The organism is Paenibacillus sp. J2TS4, from assembly GCF_018403245.1.
Classification (GTDB): Bacteria; Bacillota; Bacilli; order Paenibacillales; family NBRC-103111; genus Paenibacillus_L.
The window spans coordinates 31,816-53,044 of the sequence record NZ_BOSH01000016.1; the positions used below are offsets into that span (position 1 = coordinate 31,816).

Here is a 21,229-nt window from a genome sequence, read left to right on the forward strand (position 1 = left end):
AGATTTTCTCGAATTATGCAGATTTATGTCGCATTGTCGAAGGAACTTCAAATAGACCAACTCCGATCGAACCGATTCTCAGTCTGTTAGCCAGCAAGGCCGCTGCCGGCAGACGTGCCATATCAGGTCTGCTTCCGGCCAATAACGGCGAGCAGTCAAACGGCTGCTATACAATTCCATTAAAAACTCACTCTATGAAAAATGAAGAGTGATTTTTTTGTCGTCTTTTGAAAGAACAACTCGGATTATGCATAGTAAGAAAAAGGGAAATATAATATACTACTATATTGAGAGTGTGACTTTAAGCCTATCTGAATCACCGACGAGGTGCTATTATGATCCACAAGAGCGAGAGAATGTTTTCCTTAGGCCATGTCTTTGTGCCTATCGTTCTTATTAGTTTATATTTTAATTATCGGCAGGCCTCTATTCTAGTCATCGCCTTATTGGCCATATTATGGTGCTTATTATTAATCTTTCAAGCTTTCTACCAAAAGAAATTACATAATCATTTAACTAAAGGGTTTTATTGGATCTATTTGCTCATAGACTCCGTATTCTGCACAGCGATTTTTACGATCCCCTCGTGGCAAGGACAATATGAACCGACCTGGATCGTGCTGTTGTTAGTTCCGCTTTACGCTTTTGAATTTGGGGTGGCCTCTTCCGTCCTGTTCAGCTTGCTCAGTACAATGAACATAGTCATCTACCATCTCAGTCAAAATTCGGATTTTTGGTCTTTGAATACGATTCTCACTTTTTTAGGAATGATTTTGTTCGTTATTTTTATTGGAAGAAGCACGGACCGGCTAAATCGTATGGCTTTCTCCGACTGGCTGACGATGCTGCCTAACCGGGCTCGCTTCAAGCAACAGCTGGTCCATGCGATTCGGGACAATCGCAAATTACGCCGTTATATCGGGGTCTTGTTCCTCGATCTGGATCGATTCAAATACATAAATGATACGATGGGCCATGCTGCAGGCGACGAGCTGCTTGTAACGGTGGCCGAAAGAATCAAGAAGGAAATGCCTGCCGAAGCGCTGCTTGCCCGCATGGGCGGCGATGAATTTGCATTGCTGCTCCCGAACATGAAGCATCCCGATGAAGCGGCTCATGTCTCGGAGCTGATTATTCAAGCTTTCCAGCAATCGATTCCACTTCATCATCGGGAAGTATTTATTACAACTAGTATTGGAATCGCTCTATATCCGGATGACGGAACCGATCCAGAAACGTTAATGAAAAATGCGGATACTGCCATGTATCGAGCCAAGGATCAGGGCAGAAACAATTATCAATTCTACACCCCGCCTGTAGATACCGGCGGCATTGAAAGAATTCAAATGGAAACGATGCTGAGACATGCCTTGGAGAGAGATGAGCTGGTCGTCAACTATCAGCCGAGAATCGATATTCGTTCCGGCGGCCTGGTCTGCGTTGAAGCGCTCGTGCGCTGGAAGCATCCGGAATTGGGGATGATTCCCCCTAAAGATTTCATTCCGTTGGCGGAAGATACAGGTCTTGTCGTTCCGCTGGGGGAGCAAATTTTGCGCAAAGCCTGTACACAATGCAAACAATGGCTGAACACGGAGCTTCCGCCGTTTCGCATGAGTGTCAACCTGTCCCCCAGACAGTTCAGACAAAAGGATCTGCCCAAGACGATTGCCAAAGTGCTGAGGGATACGAAGCTATCTCCCGAGCATCTCGAGCTGGAAATTACCGAAAGCGCGGCCATGGAAGACGTCACTTATGCGGAGCATATGCTGCGAGAGCTGAAAGAAATGAAGCTCACGATCGCCATTGATGACTTTGGCACCGGTTATTCCTCCCTCAGCTATTTGAAGAGGTTTCCGATTGATGTTGTCAAAATTGACCGGACCTTTATTAGCGGAATCCATAAAAATGCCGATGATGCCGCCATCGTCAAGGCGATCATCGCCCTGGCCCATACTCTTAAATTAAACGTAACAGCCGAAGGCGTTGAAACCTATGAGCAATACGATTATTTAAAACAGCTTAATTGCGATGAAGTTCAAGGTTACTTGATCGGCAAGCCGATGACGGCCCAGACCTTTATGGATTGGTACTTGTTCGAATTAAACTATAAAGTTTCCAAGTAAAGCCGGCTCCCCTGGCCCGATGGCTCAGCCGGCTGGACAATTAACCGACGGGGCAAACGGGCTTTCAGTTCCGGGACGTGGCTAATGATTCCTACGGTCAGCCTGTCCGTATGCAGCTTCTCCAGAGCCCCAATGACCGTTTCCAGCAAATCCGGGTCCAATGTGCCGAAGCCTTCATCCAGGAAGAAAAATTCGAGAGGATATTGACCGCTCAACTGAATCTGGGCGGATAAGGCAAGCGCCAGAGCAAGCGAGGTCAAGAAAGTTTCCCCTCCGGATAAAGAGCTGACAGGCCTCCGAATTCCTCCATTCGCATCGTCGCGTATAACGAATCCGCCACTGGAATCCACCTCGATAGCATATCGTTGACGGGTTAATTGCCCGAGCTTCTGCGATGCCGCCCCGCTTACCTGCATTAACTGCTCCTCGGCAATGAATTCGACGAAGGCATTTCCTCTAAAGACCGTTTGCAGCTTGTGCAAGCGGCCGTAATCTTGCTCGGAACGAATTCGCTTGGCTTCCAATTCAGACCACTCCGCATGCTTGCGGATTACATCGTCCAAATCCCGCTCCGCTTTAGCCCGCTCACTGAGAGCTTGCTCATCCTGCTGGTGGGCGTCCTCCCGCCGCTTCTGGATTTCCTCCCACTTCTCTTCTGTCATAGAAGCACCGTCCAGTTGGCCTTCCACATGCTCCAACCGCGCCTGGAGGCGTGATTTCCGTTCCCGGTACAGTTTCACTTCCTCGGACCACTCGTCTGCCGCTTCTTGGGTAAGCAGCGCGCTGCGAACTTCCTCTTCTCCGCTGAACGGCGACTGCTCCAGAGCCCGGTGCCAGTTGGCTTCCGCTTTGGCAAGTTGCTGAGCGGCTGTTACACCATCCTGCTCCGAAGTAATGTGCTGCCGGTTAAGCTCTCGCAATTCTTCCTGCAGCCGCTCCAGCTTATCGGACTGTTCCCGTTCGTCGGAAATAAGCTGCTTCAGGCGGCCTTGGACCTCAGCGATTTGCTGGTCTACCGGCTCGCTGCCCGCTTTCTCAATCAACTGCTGCTCCTGCATTCGCAGCAATTGTTCGATCCCTTTGCCCTCCGTATCAAGCTGCAAACATTCCTTCTCACGCTCCACCATTTCCGCTTGCAAGCCGTTTAGCTTCAGCAGCGACTCGTCCAGGAAGCTGACGCTTTTATCCAGGCGTTTGCGAAGTTCTTCGCTGGCTTCATCCTTCCGCCGCAGCTCGGCGAGCTTATTCTCCAACGTTTCCTTGTCCACCTGCGGAAATAGCTGCTTCCAGCGCTCCTCCTGCAAACGCAGCTCCGCTTGAGTGGCTTCGAGCTTGCGAATGGTCCCGTCACGCATCGTCCGAAGCGCGTCAATCCGGGCCGCTAGCTCCCCATGCCGCTGCTCCCATTGCTTCCATTCGGCGAAGGCCTCGCGAAGCCGGGCTTCCCGTTCCGTCAGCAGAGCCTTTTCGGCGGCTAATCGTTCGCGGATTACCTGGCTTCGCTTAAGCAGTCCCGCCGGCTTATCCGATTCTTCCTCCGCCTCGGCGACTTCCCTCACAGGAACGATGTCAGCCGCTACCGCCGCTTCCTCCATAGCGCCCCCGTCCAAGCGCTCAGCCAGCTTATCCGTCCAATGGCTGAGCGAGAGCTTGAGCTGTATCGTCTGTACCTGCAGCTCCTTCGTGTGCTCCATCACCTTCTCCAGCTCTTCTGCTTCTCCATCCGCTTCGTCGGTTCCGGCAGGCTTTGCCGGGTCGGGATGATGAACGGAGCCGCACACCGGACAGGCGTCGCCTGGAGCCATAGAAGCGGCGAGAATCGAAGCCAGTCGGCCGATCTCCCGCTCCTTCTGCTCTTCCTTGCAGCGTCTAAGGCGCTCGCCCGCCAGGCGAAGCAGTCCATCAGCGGCTTGCTCCAAGCGGGCGACAGCTATCGTTCGCTCCGCCATATCGCCTCCCAGCAGCTGCAATTCGCGGGCCAGGCTTCCCTGCCTGCCCTGCGCTTCGCCCGCTTCTTGCTCCGCTAAGGCTAGACGCTGCTGCGCTTCTGCCGCCTCCGCCTCGGCTTCGCTCCGCTGGCGGACCAGCAGCGCCCACTGCTGCTTCGCGTTTGAGGCCTCATGAAGGAGCCGCCGCTCCTCGGAGGAGACCTCGGCCAAGCGCTGGCGCTCCTTCAGCTCGCTCTGCAGGCGAACAGCCTTCGCATGAAGCTCCCGCTCCTTCAGGAGCTCCTCCTCCGCCGCTTGCTTCCGCGCCGCAGCCTCCCGCTTGCGGGCCTCTATCGTCCGAAGCGAGGCTTCGCTTTTGCCCGCCTCTTCCATAAGGCGGAGGGCTTGCTGGAGCTCTTCCATGCGAATGCGCAAAGGAGCCTCCTGCTCGGCCAGCCTCTTTCGGGCTTCCGTATAGCGGAGGGAGGTCTCATCATGATGCTTCGTCATTTGCTCATACTTCGTCCTGATTTCCTTATGTAATCGCGCCTTCTCCTCCGACAGACGCCGGGCTTCCTCCCATTCCCGGAAGAGCGGGTAGAGAGCATCCGCCTCCGCAGCCCTTTGCAGTCCTTGCTCCATGGCGCGGACAGCCGGCTCTTTAGCGGCCAGTTCCTGCTCCTGCTGCCGAAGAACGCCCAGTTCCTGCTGGAGCAGATAAATCTTCCGGCCGTCCTCCCATTGCTGATCGGCGTACTGCCGCTGCTCGCGCTTCTGCTTGGCGTACTCCTCCGCCGTTCGGAAGCGCTCTTTCGCTGCCGTCACCGCCTGTTCGGAGGCATCTCCCAGTCCTTGCTGCTCCGCGGCGAGCTCCCTGATTACGGACTCCGTATCCTTGAGCCTCCGGCTGACTCTCGCATTCAACAGATCTCCATATTGCTCCAGATGGAACAGCCGCTGCAGCATTTGCCGCCTTTCGCTTCCTTTGAGCGATAAAAACTCCGCGAATTTCCCTTGGGGAAGAACGACCGCTCTTGTAAAATCCTGCATGGACAAGCCAAGGATGAGCTGAACCTGCTGGTTGACCTCTGATACCTTGTCCGCGAGAACAAGACTGCCTCCGTCGGTTTCGTCGATCAAACGGCTGATAGTATTGTTAACGGACAATTCATTTCCCCGCTTGAACTGCCTTTCGACGCGGAATTTTTTAACCCCGCCCGCATAAGACAGCTCGAACGCAAAAGTAACGGACAGTACTTTCTCGGCATGGTTGAGAATGCCTTGCGTCCCGTTGCTGGCCCGTTCCACTTTGCCATATAAAGCTAAAGTGATGGCGTCGAGAATGGATGACTTCCCGCTGCCCGTCGGGCCAAAAATTCCAAAGACTCCGGCATCGCATAACCGGGTAAAGTCAATCTCCTGCTTCTCGCGATAGCTCTGTAATCCGGAGAGTGCCAAATAAACCGGCCTCATCGTTTCTCCTCTCCTTCCCTGTCCACTGCGGTTTCCTCCTCCGAGGAATGAAGCAGCTCCATAAATAGCTGAAGCAACTCCGGCTCCGGCCGCGCCCCCCCGGTTTGCTTGGCATAGAACCGGCAAAACATTTCATCGATCGGCAGCCTCTCCTGCTCCATCGTGACTTGCTCGACGGATGACGCAAATATCGGTCGGATTTGAATAATCCCGCTTCGCTGCTTCCGCAAATTTTGAATTTGCTCCATAGATAAGGATTCCTCCAGATGGATCTCCAGGTCAATCCACGCCGCAGCATCCCTGTTTTCCTCCAGCCATTCATAGACCTGTGCGATGCCTTGCACCGCTTTCCATCGGACCAGCGGGCGTCCGCTGGTCAGGAATATTTCTTCCATTTGCCCCGTCCCTCCCGGGTGAATATCGAGGATGGTGACTGACTTCGCCTGCCCGGCTTCAGAAAAGCTGTAGGCCAGCGGGGAGCCGGCATATTTGACCGGCACTTCCGCCTTGACGAATTGCGGGCGATGAAGGTGACCCAGTGCGACGTAATCGGCCGCGGAGCCGAAAGCGTTGGCGTTAACCGTGTAAGCTCCGCCGACCTGAATCGGCCTCTCGGAGTCCGATTCCGATCCGCCAAGCACATACAGGTGACTCATGATCAGATTAACGGTAGCCGGCGAGAAGCGGTGCGTTGCCCTCCGGATCATCGCGCCGATTCGATCCGAGTAGGCCGCCTGCAAGCTTTCTTCATCTGCCTCGTCGGATAATAACTCCTTCAAGCGCGATTCTGAAGGATAGGGCAGCGCATAGAGGATGGCCCGTTCTCCTGTCCGGCGAATATCGACAGATATCGCTTCGCTGTCCGGCAGCCCCAGCAGTGTAATCCCTTGACGCCCGGCAAGCGGAGTAGAGGCTGCCAGCCGTTCGGGATTATCGTGATTGCCCGCTATCGCCACGACTTGCCTTTCCCCGCCATCCGCCAGGCGGGAAATGCTGTCATAGAACAACTTCTCGGCCTGTGCCGGCGGGTTGACCGTATCATACACATCGCCCGCCATCAGCACGAGGTCGATCTGCTGATCCTTTACAATCGCGACCAGTTCGTCCATAAAGGCTTCCTGTTCCTCCAGCCGGCTTCTTCCTTCCAGCGTCCGCCCGAGATGCCAATCGGCTGTATGCAATATGCGCATTACTCTCCCCCCTGAAGCGGCTTAATTTTATTGTCCATCCTCACCAAATGGGAGCCGTCAAAGAAATATAAATAAATATGAGACAGCTCCCGTTGCCAGATCCGTTCAATGGCCCGGGTATATAAACCAAGCTGAATGGAATAGCGCTCCGCCAGTTCCTCCGGCGGACGACCTCTCATCGCATCTGTTTTATAATCGAGGAGCACGAGTCCTTCCTCGTCCTCAAACAGACAGTCGATCACCCCTTGAATGAGAATCGTCTCCCCTTCTACGGTCGGGGACGCCTTGGGGTAAACCTCCCTGGCCGGCAGCCCGTAGCTGAAAGGCACTTCGCGCTTAACTCTATCGGCTGCAAGAAGCCGTCTGCCAACGTCCGTCTGGAAAAATCCCGCGATCATAGAAGGATCAACGGCCTGTCGCTGCTCCTCTGTCAGTAAACGGAGATCGACCATCCGCTGTATTTCCTCCACGATCTCCGCCTCGTCCAATCCGGGATGCAGCCGCACCCTCTGCATAACAGCATGATGAATGGTCCCCCTTTCAGCAGCATTCATCTGTCGCTGCTCCATAAAGCGGGGCCGGCGATATACAGGGGCCTGAAAAGCGCTGATCGCGGATAAACGCGCAGCCGTATCGTCGGAAACGGCCAGCACCTTCTCCTCATGCATCCGCTTAAGCTCGGAGACCGATGTGTTGGAAAGCAGCTGCGTCGATTCGGCAAAAGGATAAGCCCATCCCAGCCGGCGGGCCACCTCCTCTTCCTCCGAGCGGTCCGGCAGGTCTACCGGCAGCAAACGCCGGACGGCATCCAGCCTCGCTTCCTGCAGGCTGGAAGGCTGTTCGGCCGCTGCCGCCTCCTGCGCGAGCATTGCCGGATAAATAACGGAAACCTTCCATTCGGACGGATCCTCGGCTGCCCAGTCTGCTGCGGAATGAAGCATATGGCCCATTTCTCTTAACGGCTGACTGCTCCTATGCTTTATTAAGGCCGGACCAATCCAGTCCAGGTAGCACTTCGCTTGTGCCAGCTCATAGTCCGCCAGGACCGGAGCCTCCAGATCGGTTCGTGCCCATACGTCCAGCTGCTTGGCGAGGGAGCGCACCGAGCCGAGTAAATACAATTTCTCTCTGGCTCTCGTCAAAGCGACGTACAGCACCCGCATCTCTTCCGCCAGCATCTCCAGCCGCATTCTCCGGCGGATGGCCAAGGTGGGCAAGGAAGGGAAGCTGATCCTTTTTTCCATGTCTACATAATAAGGACCCAGCCCAAGCTCTTTATGGATTAGAAAATGCGAGTTTAAATCTTGGCGATTGAAGCCTTTGCCCATTCCGGCGACGAAGACGACCGGAAATTCCAGACCTTTGCTTTTATGAATGGACATAATCCGGACAACGTCTTCCTGTTCGCCTAACGCTCTCGCCGTCCCTAAATCGCCTCCGCTTTCCTGCATCCGCTCGACAAATCGTAAAAACCGGAACAAACCGCGGAACGACGTCGCCTCGTACTGGCGGGCCCGATCATGCAGCGCCCGTAAATTCGCCTGCCTTTGCAGACCTCCGGGCATTCCGCCGACGAAATCATAATATCCGGTATCCCGATATAAGGACCAGATCAAGTCAGCCAACGTTCCTTGGCGGGCGGCCGTCCTCCATTGCTCCAAGCGCGATATAAAATGGGCTAGCTTGTGCCGAAGCTCCTGATGCTCTTCACTCTGCTCTGCCGTAAATTGCAGCAAAGCTCCGTAAAATCCTGCCTTCCGGTCCGTCATCCTGACGATGGCCAGATCGTCCGCGCTCAGGCCGACAATGGGAGAGCGAAGAACCCCGGCCAAAGGAATATCCTGATAAGGATTGTCGATAATTTTGAGCAGGGAGAGGACAACATCGACTTCCGTCGCCGAAAAATACCCCGTATTCAAATCGGCATACCCTGGAATCCCTTGCTGTCGCAGCTCTTCGATAAAAACCGGGGCCCAGCTGTGCGTGGCGCGCAGTAAAACAACAATGTCCCGGTATTGAACAGGCCGCATCCCGTTCTCCCTTTTGTCATAAACCGTGAACTGCTCTCCTCCATCTTCACCCAGCAATTTACGGATTTGCAGAGCAATGGCTCTAGCCTCCATTTGAGCCGTTTCCATTTCGCGGATTTCCTCGGTTATCGAGACGGGCCCCGGCTCTTGTCCGCCGGCCCCTGCTATTTCTGCCGACTCACCTGGCTCTTCCGTCGGCCACCCGCCGGAATCCGCCTCTGAGGATTCGCCGGCCCGATCAATCAGCATCCATTCCACCGGAAGCTGGCGAACCTCAGCGCCTTGCTCGCTGCGCTCGTAATACTCCGCTCCGTACACAAGCTCCGCCTCACGATCATAAGCGATCTCGCCTACGGTTTCATTCATCACTTGCTTGAACACGAAATTCACGCCGTCGACCACCTGTCTGCGGCTGCGAAAATTACGAGCCAGGTCGATTCGCCGGCCCCGACCGCTTCCATCACGACGGAACGATCGGTATTTATCGAGAAAGAGTCCCGGCTCCGCCAGTCGGAAGCGATAGATGCTCTGCTTCACATCCCCGACCATAAAGCGATTTCCTCTATCCTCCCGGGACAGCAGCTCTACAATCGCTTCCTGCACCAAATTCGTATCCTGATACTCGTCCAACAAAATCTCGACGTATTGCTCTCTGTATTCGAGAGCCGCTTCCGAAGGCTTGAGCTCCTCTGTTGGGGAATCCGGGTCGGTCAGCACCTGCAAGCAATAATGCTCCAAATCGGCAAAATCAATCAAGCCCTTGCCTCGCTTCGCTTCGGAGAAACGCTTGCCAAATTGCTTCACCAATTCCGCCAGCATACTCATGATCGGATGCATCGCCATTAATTCAGCTTTATACTGTTCTGGCGAACGAGTAAACAGCTCCTCACGCATCGCATTGAACCGCTCTTTGGCTGCGTCGCGGACCGCCTTCACTTGATCCTGCAGCGCTTTGTCCAGCCCGTCTCCTCTGCATGCCTTCAGACGGCCAAACGATGCGGTCTGGAACGCTACGTAAAGCGATTCCCAGCTTTCCCCACACCGTTCTATCAATTGCTCTGTCATAGCTATTTCGTCCGTCAGGTTATCCAAATAGGGAGCAGGCCCTCCCGGTTGTGCAGCCAAATGAGAAGCTTGAGTCAACAATCCGAGAATTCCTTCCAAATCGAGACGAACATCCTTCTCAAGACTGTCCAGCCACAGGGTCGGCTCAGTAGCATCCGTATCAAACAGCCCGCACATTTGGTCAAGCCACCTGTCCGGCTGCGGGTGGCTGCGCGAGGCGTCATACAGCTGGAGCACGAGAGAGAACAAAGCTTCATCGCTGCGGTTTCCTCCAAACCACTCCAGCACATTCCAGAATTCGCTGTCTTCTTCTGAATAAGTATAGTAATGCTCGAACAGCTCTTCGAGCACATCCTGGCGCAGCAGCGCCGTTTCCGTCTCGTTCGCTACGCGAAATCCAGGGTCCAGCCGAATGAGCTGAAAATACCGCTGGATCACTTCCAGACAAAACGAGTGCAATGTCGTGATCGAGGCCCGGTTGAGCAAAGCCAGCTGCTTTCTTAAATAGGCTGAATCCGGCTTTTCAAACAACGCTTTCTCCAGGGCGTCGCGAATTCTTTGGCGCATTTCGGAGGCCGCCGCTTTCGTAAACGTGGCTACCAGCAAACGGTCTACGTCCACCGATTCGCTCTCGTCGGAAATCCGCCGGATAATTCGCTCGACCAGCACAGCGGTCTTGCCCGATCCCGCGGCCGCGGCGACAAGAATATTCTGCCCGGTGCGGCTAATCGCTTCCCACTGCTCGTCTGTCCAAGCGGATCCGGCTGGCTTGTCTGCAGCGAAGGCCGGCGGACTCAATAGCTCGTTATCTTGCTCCAGTTCCCGGTTCATCCGCGGCTTCCCCTCCAATTCCCATCATGTCTATCGCCTGTTCCTCCCCCAGGCGGGTCCATATATCGGTACTGCTCTTTCTTTCCAGAATACGAAACTCATTCCCCTCCAGCAGCGGGTCGAACTGACAGACCGGCTTGTAGGGACAGAAGGTGCAGGCCGACTTGCCTCCCAGGCGAAATGGAGTGATGCTCACATTGCCCTCGGTAATCTCCGTCCCGATTCCGCGAATTTTCCGGCGGACATAGCCCCTCAACCGATCCCATTGTTCAGGCGTGGCGACCGATGCCGATGAATAGAAGCTTCCATCCGTCTTCAGCGCAACCGGAATCCACTGGGAATGACCGCTTTTCAGTTCCTTATCCATGAGCCGGACCGCTTCCTCATCGGCCAGAACGAGCCCTTTCATTTTAAATTGCTTGCGGACTTCCGCTTCGGCCTCTTCCGGAGAAATCGGATGCTTCGTTCTTATAAGCGGATTATGGACATGGAAGTACAGCACCCCGGCCGGCTGAGCCTGCCGGCCCAACCAACGCTCGGAGTGACTGAGAACTACGTCCAGATAAGTAAGCATTTGAAGAGATAAGCCGTAATAAAGCTCAGCCAGCTGTAAAGATGTTTGGCTCGACTTGTAGTCGATCACCCGCAGCAGAAGGCCGCGTTCGCTCTCCGCCCGATCGACCCGATCAATTCGGCCGACGATTTCCATCGTACAGCCGTTGCTTAATTGGAACGTTAACGGCGGCAGAGTCTCTCCCGGCCCGAAGCCAAGCTCCAGCCCGACGGGCACGAACCCGCTGCGCTTCGCGTGCTCCGCGAGAATATAGGAAGCTTTGCCTATCACGCCTTTAAGCTTCCGAGCTATGTATCGGTAGCGGGGAGAGCTCAGCAAAATTTCACTTTGCAGCCGCGGGGCTAGCCTGTCTACGATGGCAGAAGCCCGATCCTGCAGCTGTTCCCGGCTGAGCATCGCCCAATCGGCCTGCTCCTGCTGCAAGGAACCGATTAACCCGCTAAGAGCGGCGTGGAACAGCTGTCCGATATCGGGAGCCTCCAGCCGATAAACCCGCCGCTCCGCAAGCCGCAAGCCATGCGAGGCAAACTGGGAGAACGGACAAGAGACGAACCGCTCCATCCGCGATACGCTGGCCTTCAATTGACCGCCATAGAGAAGCCTGCTGGATTGGACGGACAAGGAACTCTCCCGGTTCGAATAATCGAGCGCCTTCACCATCATGTCCAGCTTGTCCCGCCATTCGGGACGCTTCTGCAGCCAGTTGTACACCTCCCACCAAAAATCAGCCATCTCCTCGCCCTTCATCCATTGCTTCATTCTCACGAACAAATAAGAGACGGCCTGTCCGGGAGGCGTTATGAACTGCATCTGCTCCTCTATGGAAAGCGAGGCGTCGGGCTCAGCCAACAGCAGCTTTTCCTCGACCGTCGGGAACATCGCTTGAATCTGCTTGATCGTCTCCGAAGGCAGCAGGGCTCTTCCTTCTTCGTCCGCCAGAGGGTAGCTGAGCCATAGATGCTCCGAAGGAGTGCACAGCACGGAGTAAATAAGCAATTGCTCGTCCAATTGCTTGCGTCTGCCGCCGTCGGCAAGCTTCACTCCGGCTTCCCGCATAAGCTCCCGTTCGTTCTCCGACAGGATTCCGTCGAGATTTATCTTGGCCGGCAGCACACCATCGTTGACGCCCAGGACGAAGCAATACTTCACCCGGGTCGAACGGGTCCGGTCTATCGTTCCGATCAGCACCTGATCCAGGGACGGAGGCACGAGCCCCATACGGATACTATCCAGTCCGGAATCCACCATCTCCGCAAACAGCTCGCGTCCGACACTTTCGTCACCGAGCATCTCCACCAGTTGATCCAGCAAGTCGACAATTCGTTCCCATACTTGGGAATGCTCTCGAGCTTTCTCCGGATTTCCGCTCTGAATACAGTCCTCGCTCCATCTTTCCAGCCGTTCCGGCGCCTTTACCTCCAACAGCAGCCCATACAATGCTTCCGCCATTTGCCGGACATTATCGGCCTGCCCAAAGCTTTGCTGAAAAGCGGTCAACGGCTCCACTATTCGCTTGCGGCATCGTTCCATCCGTTTGACATATTCGGGATCAGGACGAAAATCATCCGTTGTGGAATCCTCCTCCAACGCGCTTCTCCCCCTCATCTGCCAGGCCCGCTCATCCTGCCAGCGAGATCCTTGAATACCGGTGGATAAAACATAGTTCTCCAATTCGTCCATAGCATGCCGATCTACGCAGTTGTCTTCCGAAGCATCCAATGGCAGGAAAAAATCCGTCTTAACGCAGCGAAATACTGCATCATAACGCCAATGACGAATAATGATTTCCAGAGCGGAACGGATAAATTCCGTCAATGGATGATGAAGCACCGGTCTTTTCTGATCAATAAAATGAGGAATGCCCAGCTGTTGAAACACCGTTGTCAGCAAATCCCCGTATCCATCCATATCGCGGACCATGACGGTCATATCTCTCCAGCGTATATGGCGGTCTCCGGCCAGCCGGAGCATCTGCCGGGCAACCCCTTCCACCTCCGCCTTGCGGTGTACCGCCGCCCGCAGCGACAATCCAGCCTGAACTTCCTGTCGCGTGTAAGCCCGCTTCGCCGCCGACAGCCTGTGCTCATAGTTCCGCTCCAGATGAGCCAGCATCGGATTCTCAGCGTATCGCGGCGAAACATCCTGCTCCAGTCGAACGATTTGCGGGTCCGGCAATCCCAGAGCATTCATCCGCTCCCGCAGCCGCACCATCGTGATGGCCGTCGGATAAAACAAATCCAGCTCGTTCGGCAATTCCCCCGCATCATAGGGCTTATTAAGGCAGAGCGTTACCGTCACACTGTTGCAATGAAGCATACATTGGACCAGAACCGCTTGCTCCAATGGGGTGAAGCCAAAAAAACCATCCACCCAAATATCCGCATCCTTCATCCAATGGCATTCCGCCAATTGAGCTGCCATCCGTTCCAAGAAAGCATCCGCATCCAAGTATTGCTCAGCCAATTGCTGCTCGTAATCTATGTATACTTTCAGTAAATCGTCCAGCTTGTGCCGCAGCGTTCCGGGCTGCTCCTCCAACAGCGGAATCAATCGTTCCTGCTGTTGCTGCAAGGTTTCGGCCGTAATGCATTGTCTCTTAAGCTCGCTGAACAGAGTCAATACCTCTTCCGCGAACCCGATCTGATCGACCGAGTGCTGGAACAAATGGAACCGCTCCTTGTGCTTATGCAGAATCCGCTGCAGGAGCATCGTTTTCCCGGTTTCGTCTATTGGTATGCCCGCCGTGCCCCCGGTATCCTGCATGACCCGCCAGGCGAGTCTGGAAAAATTATAGACCTGGGCCCGTATCATTCCCGATATTCCGGGTGTTGTTACCAGGGCTTGCTCCGCCTGAAACGTCGCTTGCTCCGGAACGAGGAGGATCAGCGGCGTACCATCAGGCTTGTCCCTGAGCCGTTCACGAATCTCGCGCAAGCACAGCTCGCTCTTGCCGCTGCCGGCCCGGCCAACGATAATTCTACTATTCATGGGTCGTCCCCCTTCGATTTGTCTACTTAATTCTATCATATTTCTATGATGAGAGGGAGATCATTTGTTCCTGTTTCTTTCTCCTTATTATGTTAATTTCTAGTTTTAATTGAGTGAAGCAAGCTTTCGATTTGTGAATTTGCACGGCTTTGAGAAACGGGCGGTTTTTTATATATCAAAATACAGGGGGATGAATGGTGGAGCAGGAAGAGAATAAGATGTCATTAGGAGGGGAGTGTGCGGTTTGCGGTTTGCGGTTATGGGGTTTGGGGCAAAAAGAAGTGCGGAAATTAAAGTGCAATACTACCCCTTAATTTCTCTAATTTTGCGTTTTCGTTGAACGGAGTGCAAAAGTACCTTTTAATTGTTGGTAAATCCAGAATTTCCTTAAACGAATGCGATTAGAAAGCACAAATGCACCTTAATCGACAAAAACCGGTCATGTGGTAAATTAAAGAACACTTCTGCACCTTAATAGCCTCAACCGTTCTTATCTTATCCGTATTGCAATCAGCCCATGGTTTGTCCCTGGATCTCTGGCCAATCCATCCTCATCTATCATGGATCTCTTTTTTCAGACATATACATGGACTAATTCTGAAAAAGGAGACAAGCACGGCATGTTTACAACTATTTTTATCCCAATGACTCTAGGGCTTGCCGTCTTCCTGCTCGGCATGAAAGTGATGGAGGCGGCACTTCACCAATGGGCGGGCCGATATCTTCAAGTGCTGTTGGAAAGATTCACAAGAACGCCGTTTCGCGGAATGCTGGCCTCGACAGGCATTACAGCGGCCATGCAGAGCAGCACCGCCGTCACGGTCATCACGATCGGACTGGTCAATGCGGGATTGATGCGTTTTCCCCAGACTCTCGGCATCATTCTCGGAACCAATATCGGGACGTGCCTGACGACCGAGCTCATCGGCCTGAATTTGCACAAGCACTCCTTGTCGCTGTTCTCTGTGTCGTTAGCCGTATGGCTCGCCACATTCGTTCTTCCCGGCCTGCCCAAGTATCCTCAATTATGGAAAAGACATGTGCGCAACGGGGCATTGGCCGTCCTTGGTTTTTCTTGTATTTTATTAGGCATGCAGGTGATGCAGTCGATTATTCCGGACCTGCGCTCCCGCGGTTTATTCGGTTGGTTCGTCCAGCAATCCCAAAGCAGTCTGTTGTGGGCCATGATCGCAGGCGCTATTCTGACCGCAATCGTCCACAGCGGGGTGCTGACGATATCGATGGCTATGTCGCTCGCATCGGTTCAGGTCATCTCTCCGGAGGTCGGAATCGCCATTACGATCGGAGCCAACGTCGGTACTTGCGTAACCGCCCTTATGGCCAGCATAGGAGGCAGCCGCTTCGGCGCCTACGTAGCTTGGAGCCATATTTTGCTTAACGTCGGCGGGGCCATTCTGTTCTATCCTCTGATTGGAGTACTAGGCGACGTCGTTACCTGGATGACCGATTCACCGTCGCTGCAAGTCGCCCGCGCCCAGACCATTTTCAACATCGCCTGTTCTTTAATTGCGCTGCCGTTATGCTATACCTCGCTGATCAAACGATTAAAATAAGTCAGGCATCCTTAGCTTAGATGCACCTGAACCAGGCTTCACCTCTATAGACTTCTTGAGTTAGACTTCGCCGTAGGTGCTGCTTGATCGAGACTCGCACTGTATGCTTATAGAACGTAACTTCACCCGATACGCATCCCGGATGAACCTCAATACGCTTCCAGACCCTGTATCCCGGTAACAATAGCGACCCCTGAGCTGGTGCCGAGCCGATTGGCGCCAGCTTCCAGCATTGCCATTGCTGTATGAGCATCACGAACGCCACCCGAAGCCTTGACCCCGACCGCCGATGATACCGTCTGCCGCATTAACCGGACATGTTCTACTGTCGCTCCTCCAGGGCCGAATCCGGTGCTTGTTTTGACGAATCCGGCGCCAGCTTGTTCGGCTGCCTGACAGCCCGCTCGTATGAGCTCATCATTCAGATTTCCGGTTTCCAGAATGACCTTGACAACGGCTTGTCCTTCGACCGCGTCCACCACTTGTCTGATATCGGCTTCCACTTCGTTTATGCGATTATCCAGCAGCAGCCCGATAGGCAGCACCATATCGATTTCGGTGGCCCCTTTATCCGCAGAGCGGGCCGCTTCAAACGCTTTCACCTCGCTCAAATTAGCCCCAAGAGGAAAGCCGCAAACCGCACTTATGCGTACTCCCGAGCCCTCGAGCAGCTCTCGACAGACAGGCACCCAGCCGGAATGAACGCATACGCTGTAAAATTGATGCCGCACCGCTTCCTCGCACAGTTGCCGTATGGCCTCCGTCCGGGCATCCGGCTTTAACAGCGTGTGATCAATAGCTTGTGCCAGATTCATTTTATCCCATTTCATCGCCGCTCACCTCGATTCCTAATCGGCTTAAAGCTTGGCGCAGCACCGAATCATTATTGTTATACCCATACTGGACCTGCTGACGCCAGGCTTCTCTCGGCTCAAGCCATTCGACCCCGCGGATTTCTTCGATTTGAGCATGGAGATTCCCTCCAACCGCCCGAACTAGAAAATAATGAACCCGCTTATCCATCAAACCATGCTTCGGGTGGGTAAATCGATACGATATCGTTTCGATCGGCTCGACAATCTCTCCTTCTATTCCGGTCTCCTCGCTAATTTCGCGCAGAGCGGTCTCTTCCTCTGTCTCACCCGGCTCCATCTTGCCTTTAGGCAAAGTGATTTTTCCGTAGCGGTCCTGAATCATTTGAATCCAGCAGGCCCCATTTTCTTTTCTGAATACTACGCCTCCGGCGGATATTTCCATTAGCCCTCTTCCTCTCCTTGTAAAATTAAGAAGGATTTCATTCTGGGATACAGAACGAAATCCTGGAAACGAGCTGCCGAAACGGCAGCCAATGGTCAGATAACCGCAGAACGAACCGAATCCAGCGTGCGAACGTGTGAGCCCAGACATTCATTGACTCCGGCTTCGTCGATTTTCACCTGAACTATCTGCCCGAGCAAGTCCTCGGTCCCGCGAAAGACAACCTGCAGATAATTGTCCGTGTAGCCCATAAGGAGTCCGCTTTCCGGGGCTTCTTTGTAAGGACGTTCAGGAATAACCTCCAGCACTTGTCCAACGAAAGGCTTGGCATAAGCGAGCTGCATTCTTTCGGACAGATCGATCAGTTCGTGGACCCTCTGGTTTTTGACTTCTTCGTCCACCTGATCTTCCATGCGGGCGGCGGGTGTACCGGTCCGCTTGGAATATGGGAAGACGTGCATCTCGGCAAATTGCATTTGCTCCATGAAACGATACCCGTTGCGGAACATTTCCTCCGTCTCGCCAGGGAAGCCGACAATAACGTCGGTCGTAATGGCAGCTTCAGGCATAATACGGTGGATTTTCTCGATTTTGCTGCCGAATTCGGCCGTCGTATATTTCCGGCGCATCCGCTTCAGCACCCGATCGTCTCCCGCCTGAAGCGGGACATGGAAATGACGGCACATTTTGTCCGAGCCCTGCAGCACCTCCAGCACCTCGTCGCTGATTTGACTGGCCTCAATCGAGCTGATCCGGATCCGCTTGAGCCCATCCACCTTGTCCAGATCCCACAAAAGCTTCGCCAGACCGTAATCGTCCAGATCTTCGCCGTAGCCTCCGGTATGAATGCCGGTCAGGACAATTTCCTTATAGCCGGCATCTACAAGCTGTCTCGCCTGAGTCAGGACGCTTTCCGGTTTGCGGCTGCGCAGCAGCCCGCGTGACCACGGAATGATGCAGAACGTGCAGAAATTGTTGCAGCCTTCCTGAATCTTCAGAAACGCCCGGGTACGATCGGTAAATTCGGGAACGTCCAATTCCTCGAACTCTCTCGTTTTCATAATGTTGCGAACGGCATTGATCGGCTGACGCTCTTGCCGGTAACGGTTAATCAGGGGAATGATCTGGTCCCGATCCTGAGTCCCTACGACGATGTCCACACCGGGAATAGCTGCCACCTCCGCAGGAGACGTTTGGGCGTAGCAGCCGGTTACCGCGATAATCGCATCCGGATTGCGGCGTATAGCCCGACGAATGACTTGTCGGCTTTTTTTGTCTCCCGTGTTGGTAACCGTGCACGTATTAATTAAATAGACGTCGGCCTTCCTCTCGAAGTCGACCTGCTCGTAGCCTTCTTTTTTAAACAGCTGCCAAATTCCTTCCGTCTCGTAAAAGTTCACTTTGCAGCCTAATGTATGAAAAGCAACGTTTGGCATAATTACCCTCCCATCTCTCCGTGTTCGTATAGTATGCAGGTTAAAGCCACCATGGCGGCCGTTTCGGTACGGAGAATCCGCCGGCCAAGACTGACGGGGACACACCCGGCAGCCTCGGCCTCCAGCGCTTCCCTTTCGGTGAACCCTCCCTCAGGGCCGATAATCACGACCACCCTCGGGGGTTGGCCGGATGAACGAGCTTCTGCCAGCTTATCGCGAATGAGCGGCCGCAGCTGCCGGGTCTCTTCCTTCTCATAGCAAAAAAGAGCCAAATCCGCCTCCCGGACCAAAGTCAGAAGCTGTTTCCATGATGCCGGCGAAGCCAGCTCGGGAACCCGGCTGCGGTGAGCTTGCTCTGCGGCCTCTTTAGCAATTTTGCTCCATCTTTCCAATCGTTTGGCTTCTTTCTTCCCGTCATATTGTACAATGGTTCGTTCCGAAACGAATGGGAGGAAGCTTGCCGCTCCAATCTCCGTTCCTTTCTGGATGACGAGCTCCATCTTGTCGCCCTTCGGCAAGCTTTGTGCTATCGTAATCCGGACGCCGGGCTCGCTGCTTCTGCCCAACGGCTCGACGAGCTCCGCTCTCACCAGGCCATCTTCGATCGAGCTTATGCGCACGATCCATTCCCGGCGGATTCCGTCGCAGCAGATCACCTGATCGCCAATGGCCGCGCGCATGACGCGGACCAGATGATGGGCATCTTCGCCCGTTATATCAACCGAATCGTCAGTGAATCGGTCCGGATGTATGAAATATCGCTGCATAGTCGGACTCTCTTTCTGTGCAAATATCACATTTTATCATACAACTTTTCAGCCTGAAATGCCACTGTCAGTGTCCGCATGGAGTGCCAAATTCAACCGCAATTCATATGCTCAGCCGCGCCGTCTGCCAGTTAGTGCTTGTCCCACCACCATACCAAGTTCGGGAAGATTTTTGTACTAAACTACATAATATCTTTTGAAGCTGACCTGTACATTTCAATCAACTGATCTTAAGGAAGCTTGCCCAATGAATCGCCTTGCCGAAGATCATCTGGCACACAGAGTCCATTCCGAATAAAAGGGGCGGCATTAATGAAAAAACGGCCCCAAGCGTAACATTGTAAAGCGGACGGACAAACACAAGTAATAGAATGATGAAAAAGGCCCACTGTTCATACTGCTGCAGCTTCAATCTTACCCGCATGGGAAGAAACTCCTGAATGATCCGATAGCCGTCCAACGGCGGCAAGGGAAGCAAATTGAACAAAAATAAAATAAGGTTCAAATAGATCAGCAGGCTGAGAAAAACTCGCACCGCTTCAAACACGCCAGGGCTCATCGTCTCGAACCAGCCAAAATAAGCAAGCACATACGTTAACAGAACACCGATAAATGCGATGATCAGGTTGGAGAGCGGTCCGGCGGCGGAAACAATCACACTCATGACCCGCGGGTTGCGAAAGCTGCTGCGCCGGACTAGCACCGGCTTGGCCCAGCCAAAGCCAACTACAAAAATAAGAATCGTCCCCAACAGATCCAGATGAACCCGCGGATTCAAGGTTACTCTGCCCATAGAGCGCGGTGTAGGGTCTCCAAATTTATCAGCAAAATAAGCGTGGGCAAATTCATGAAATGTAAAAGCGATCAGAAGTACGAGAAAGACAAACGGAATCATGTCCAGCGGAAATCTTAAAAAATTTTCCAAAATTTGTTAACCTCCGCCTTCTACAGTTTTCTCGCCACGATAGCGATCCAGTCTAGTTCCCTAAAGGTTTCTTCAATGACGAAGCCGTGCTCCGTCAGCGCTTTTTCCACAAGGTCCTGCTTGGCTTGTATAATGCCTGAGGCGACATACAGCCCTCCCGGCTGCAGTGCTTCCCGGACGTCTTCTACAAATTGCACAATAATCTCAGCTAAAATATTCGCTACGACCACTTGAACGGGAAGCTGGATTGACGTCTCCCCCTGCTGCGGTTCCTGCTCCTTCAATGCGCCCAGAAGATCGCTCTGCTTTACCGTTATTTGGTTCTCCAGCCCGTTTAAACTCGTGTTTTCCTCTGCACTGGACACGGCCACCGGATCGAGATCAAGCGCCAGAACCGCTCTGGCCCCCAGCTTGGCGGCCGCAATGGAAAGCACTCCCGAGCCGGTACCGACGTCTATGACGTCTTCCCCTCCGCGGATGACCTTGTCCAAGGTTCTCAAGCAAAGTGCCGTCGTGGCGTGAGTCCCGGTACCGAAGGCCATTCCCGGATCCAACTCAAGAACGATCTCTCCCGGAGCCGGATCATAATCCTCCCATGTCGGCTTGACCGTCAGCCTGTCGGATATTCGCAAAGGCTTGTAGTACTGCTTCCACGCATTCGCCCAATCTTCATCGTCCACGAGACCATGTTCGATTACAGGTGAGCCGGTATCAATGTCGAATTCGGATAATTGCTTAATGGACTGCTCCAACTGCTGCAATAACCGCTCCATATCCGTTCCTTCCGAGTAGTAGCCTTTAATGACCGCCCGTCCTTCCGGGATATCGTTCAACGGCAGTTCATACCATTGACCGAGCGAGGTGTCCCGCGGTTTATTCAGTGTGCCGGATTCTTCTATCGATACCCCTCCGGCACCAAGCTCGTGCATAAAATTAGAAATCATCTCTACTGCTTCTTCTGTCGTATGAACCGTCACTTCATGCCAACGCATGAAACCCCTCCCATCCATTCGGCCCGTTGCCGGGAAAAAAATGCACTATCGTCTATTGTACTACAACCCTATCCCC

At 53.7% G+C, this 21,229-nt stretch carries 12 protein-coding genes; 2 read left to right on the top strand and 10 right to left on the bottom strand.

The features are described from left to right. Positions 1-335 precede the first annotated feature (335 nt). Positions 336-2,123, top strand: coding sequence for a putative bifunctional diguanylate cyclase/phosphodiesterase (locus KJS69_RS24960; protein WP_213586525.1), 1,788 nt, complete (start codon positions 336-338; stop codon positions 2,121-2,123). Here KJS69_RS24960 and KJS69_RS24965 read toward each other — a convergent pair. The 4 genes from KJS69_RS24965 to addB are packed head-to-tail and all read right to left on the bottom strand — an operon-like array spanning position 2,105 to position 14,202. Next, on the bottom strand, positions 2,105-5,524 hold the full coding sequence (locus KJS69_RS24965) for an AAA family ATPase (RefSeq protein ID WP_213586526.1): 3,420 nt from the start codon (positions 5,522-5,524) through the stop codon (positions 2,105-2,107). The genes KJS69_RS24960 and KJS69_RS24965 overlap by 19 nt on opposite strands. Continuing rightward, positions 5,521-6,714, bottom strand: a complete 1,194-nt coding sequence (locus tag KJS69_RS24970) for an exonuclease SbcCD subunit D (protein WP_213586527.1) — start codon at positions 6,712-6,714, stop codon at positions 5,521-5,523. The genes KJS69_RS24965 and KJS69_RS24970 overlap by 4 nt, the downstream gene beginning before the upstream one ends. Next, entirely contained in the window at positions 6,714-10,640 is a 3,927-nt protein-coding gene (gene addA / locus KJS69_RS24975) for a helicase-exonuclease AddAB subunit AddA (RefSeq protein ID WP_213586528.1), read from the bottom strand. Before addA ends, KJS69_RS24970 begins: the two co-directional genes overlap by 1 nt. Further along, on the bottom strand, positions 10,615-14,202 hold the full coding sequence (addB, locus tag KJS69_RS24980; RefSeq protein ID WP_213586529.1) for a helicase-exonuclease AddAB subunit AddB: 3,588 nt from the start codon (positions 14,200-14,202) through the stop codon (positions 10,615-10,617). Before addB ends, addA begins: the two co-directional genes overlap by 26 nt. Before the next feature lie 620 nt (positions 14,203-14,822). Between addB and KJS69_RS24985 the strand changes: the two genes are divergently transcribed. Beyond that, positions 14,823-15,776, top strand: coding sequence for a Na/Pi cotransporter family protein (locus tag KJS69_RS24985; RefSeq protein WP_213586530.1), 954 nt, complete (start codon positions 14,823-14,825; stop codon positions 15,774-15,776). 149 nt (positions 15,777-15,925) lie between these two features. Here KJS69_RS24985 and deoC read toward each other — a convergent pair whose 3' ends face one another. The 6 genes from deoC to prmA all read right to left on the bottom strand — a co-directional run bounded on the left by deoC (position 15,926) and on the right by prmA (position 21,153). Then, complete coding sequence (gene deoC / locus KJS69_RS24990; RefSeq protein ID WP_213586531.1) at positions 15,926-16,606, bottom strand: deoxyribose-phosphate aldolase; 681 nt, start codon at positions 16,604-16,606, stop codon at positions 15,926-15,928. Further along, the gene (locus KJS69_RS24995; RefSeq protein WP_213586532.1) at positions 16,593-17,033 is read right to left on the bottom strand and encodes an NUDIX hydrolase; all 441 of its coding nucleotides are present in this window, start codon (positions 17,031-17,033) and stop codon (positions 16,593-16,595) included. The genes deoC and KJS69_RS24995 overlap by 14 nt, the downstream gene beginning before the upstream one ends. Before the next feature lie 95 nt (positions 17,034-17,128). Continuing rightward, entirely contained in the window at positions 17,129-18,469 is a 1,341-nt protein-coding gene (gene mtaB / locus KJS69_RS25000; protein ID WP_213586533.1) for a tRNA (N(6)-L-threonylcarbamoyladenosine(37)-C(2))-methylthiotransferase MtaB, read from the bottom strand. 2 nt (positions 18,470-18,471) lie between these two features. Beyond that, positions 18,472-19,236 carry a 16S rRNA (uracil(1498)-N(3))-methyltransferase gene (locus KJS69_RS25005; protein ID WP_213586534.1) on the bottom strand — a complete coding sequence of 255 codons (765 nt, stop codon included), beginning with the start codon at positions 19,234-19,236 and terminating at the stop codon, positions 18,472-18,474. Positions 19,237-19,456: 220 nt separating this feature from the next. Next, positions 19,457-20,161, bottom strand: a complete 705-nt coding sequence (locus KJS69_RS25010) for a site-2 protease family protein (RefSeq protein ID WP_249730698.1) — start codon at positions 20,159-20,161, stop codon at positions 19,457-19,459. 20 nt (positions 20,162-20,181) lie between these two features. Then, positions 20,182-21,153 carry a 50S ribosomal protein L11 methyltransferase gene (prmA, locus tag KJS69_RS25015; RefSeq protein WP_213586535.1) on the bottom strand — a complete coding sequence of 324 codons (972 nt, stop codon included), beginning with the start codon at positions 21,151-21,153 and terminating at the stop codon, positions 20,182-20,184. Positions 21,154-21,229: the final 76 nt, after the last annotated feature.

What these genes read in the sequence shown, in the direction of transcription:
- mtaB (WP_213586533.1), bottom strand. Translation starts at nt 18,469, where the DNA reads ATGCCAAACGTTGCTTTTCATACATTAGGCTGCAAAGTGAACTTTTAC.
- deoC (WP_213586531.1), bottom strand. Translation starts at nt 16,606, where the DNA reads ATGAAATGGGATAAAATGAATCTGGCACAAGCTATTGATCACACGCTG.
- addA (WP_213586528.1), bottom strand. Translation starts at nt 10,640, where the DNA reads ATGAACCGGGAACTGGAGCAAGATAACGAGCTATTGAGTCCGCCGGCC.
- KJS69_RS24995 (WP_213586532.1), bottom strand. Translation starts at nt 17,033, where the DNA reads ATGGAAATATCCGCCGGAGGCGTAGTATTCAGAAAAGAAAATGGGGCC.
- KJS69_RS24960 (WP_213586525.1), top strand. Translation starts at nt 336, where the DNA reads ATGATCCACAAGAGCGAGAGAATGTTTTCCTTAGGCCATGTCTTTGTG.
- KJS69_RS24970 (WP_213586527.1), bottom strand. Translation starts at nt 6,714, where the DNA reads ATGCGCATATTGCATACAGCCGATTGGCATCTCGGGCGGACGCTGGAA.
- prmA (WP_213586535.1), bottom strand. Translation starts at nt 21,153, where the DNA reads ATGCGTTGGCATGAAGTGACGGTTCATACGACAGAAGAAGCAGTAGAG.
- KJS69_RS24985 (WP_213586530.1), top strand. Translation starts at nt 14,823, where the DNA reads ATGTTTACAACTATTTTTATCCCAATGACTCTAGGGCTTGCCGTCTTC.
- KJS69_RS24965 (WP_213586526.1), bottom strand. Translation starts at nt 5,524, where the DNA reads ATGAGGCCGGTTTATTTGGCACTCTCCGGATTACAGAGCTATCGCGAG.
- KJS69_RS25005 (WP_213586534.1), bottom strand. Translation starts at nt 19,236, where the DNA reads ATGCAGCGATATTTCATACATCCGGACCGATTCACTGACGATTCGGTT.
- addB (WP_213586529.1), bottom strand. Translation starts at nt 14,202, where the DNA reads ATGAATAGTAGAATTATCGTTGGCCGGGCCGGCAGCGGCAAGAGCGAG.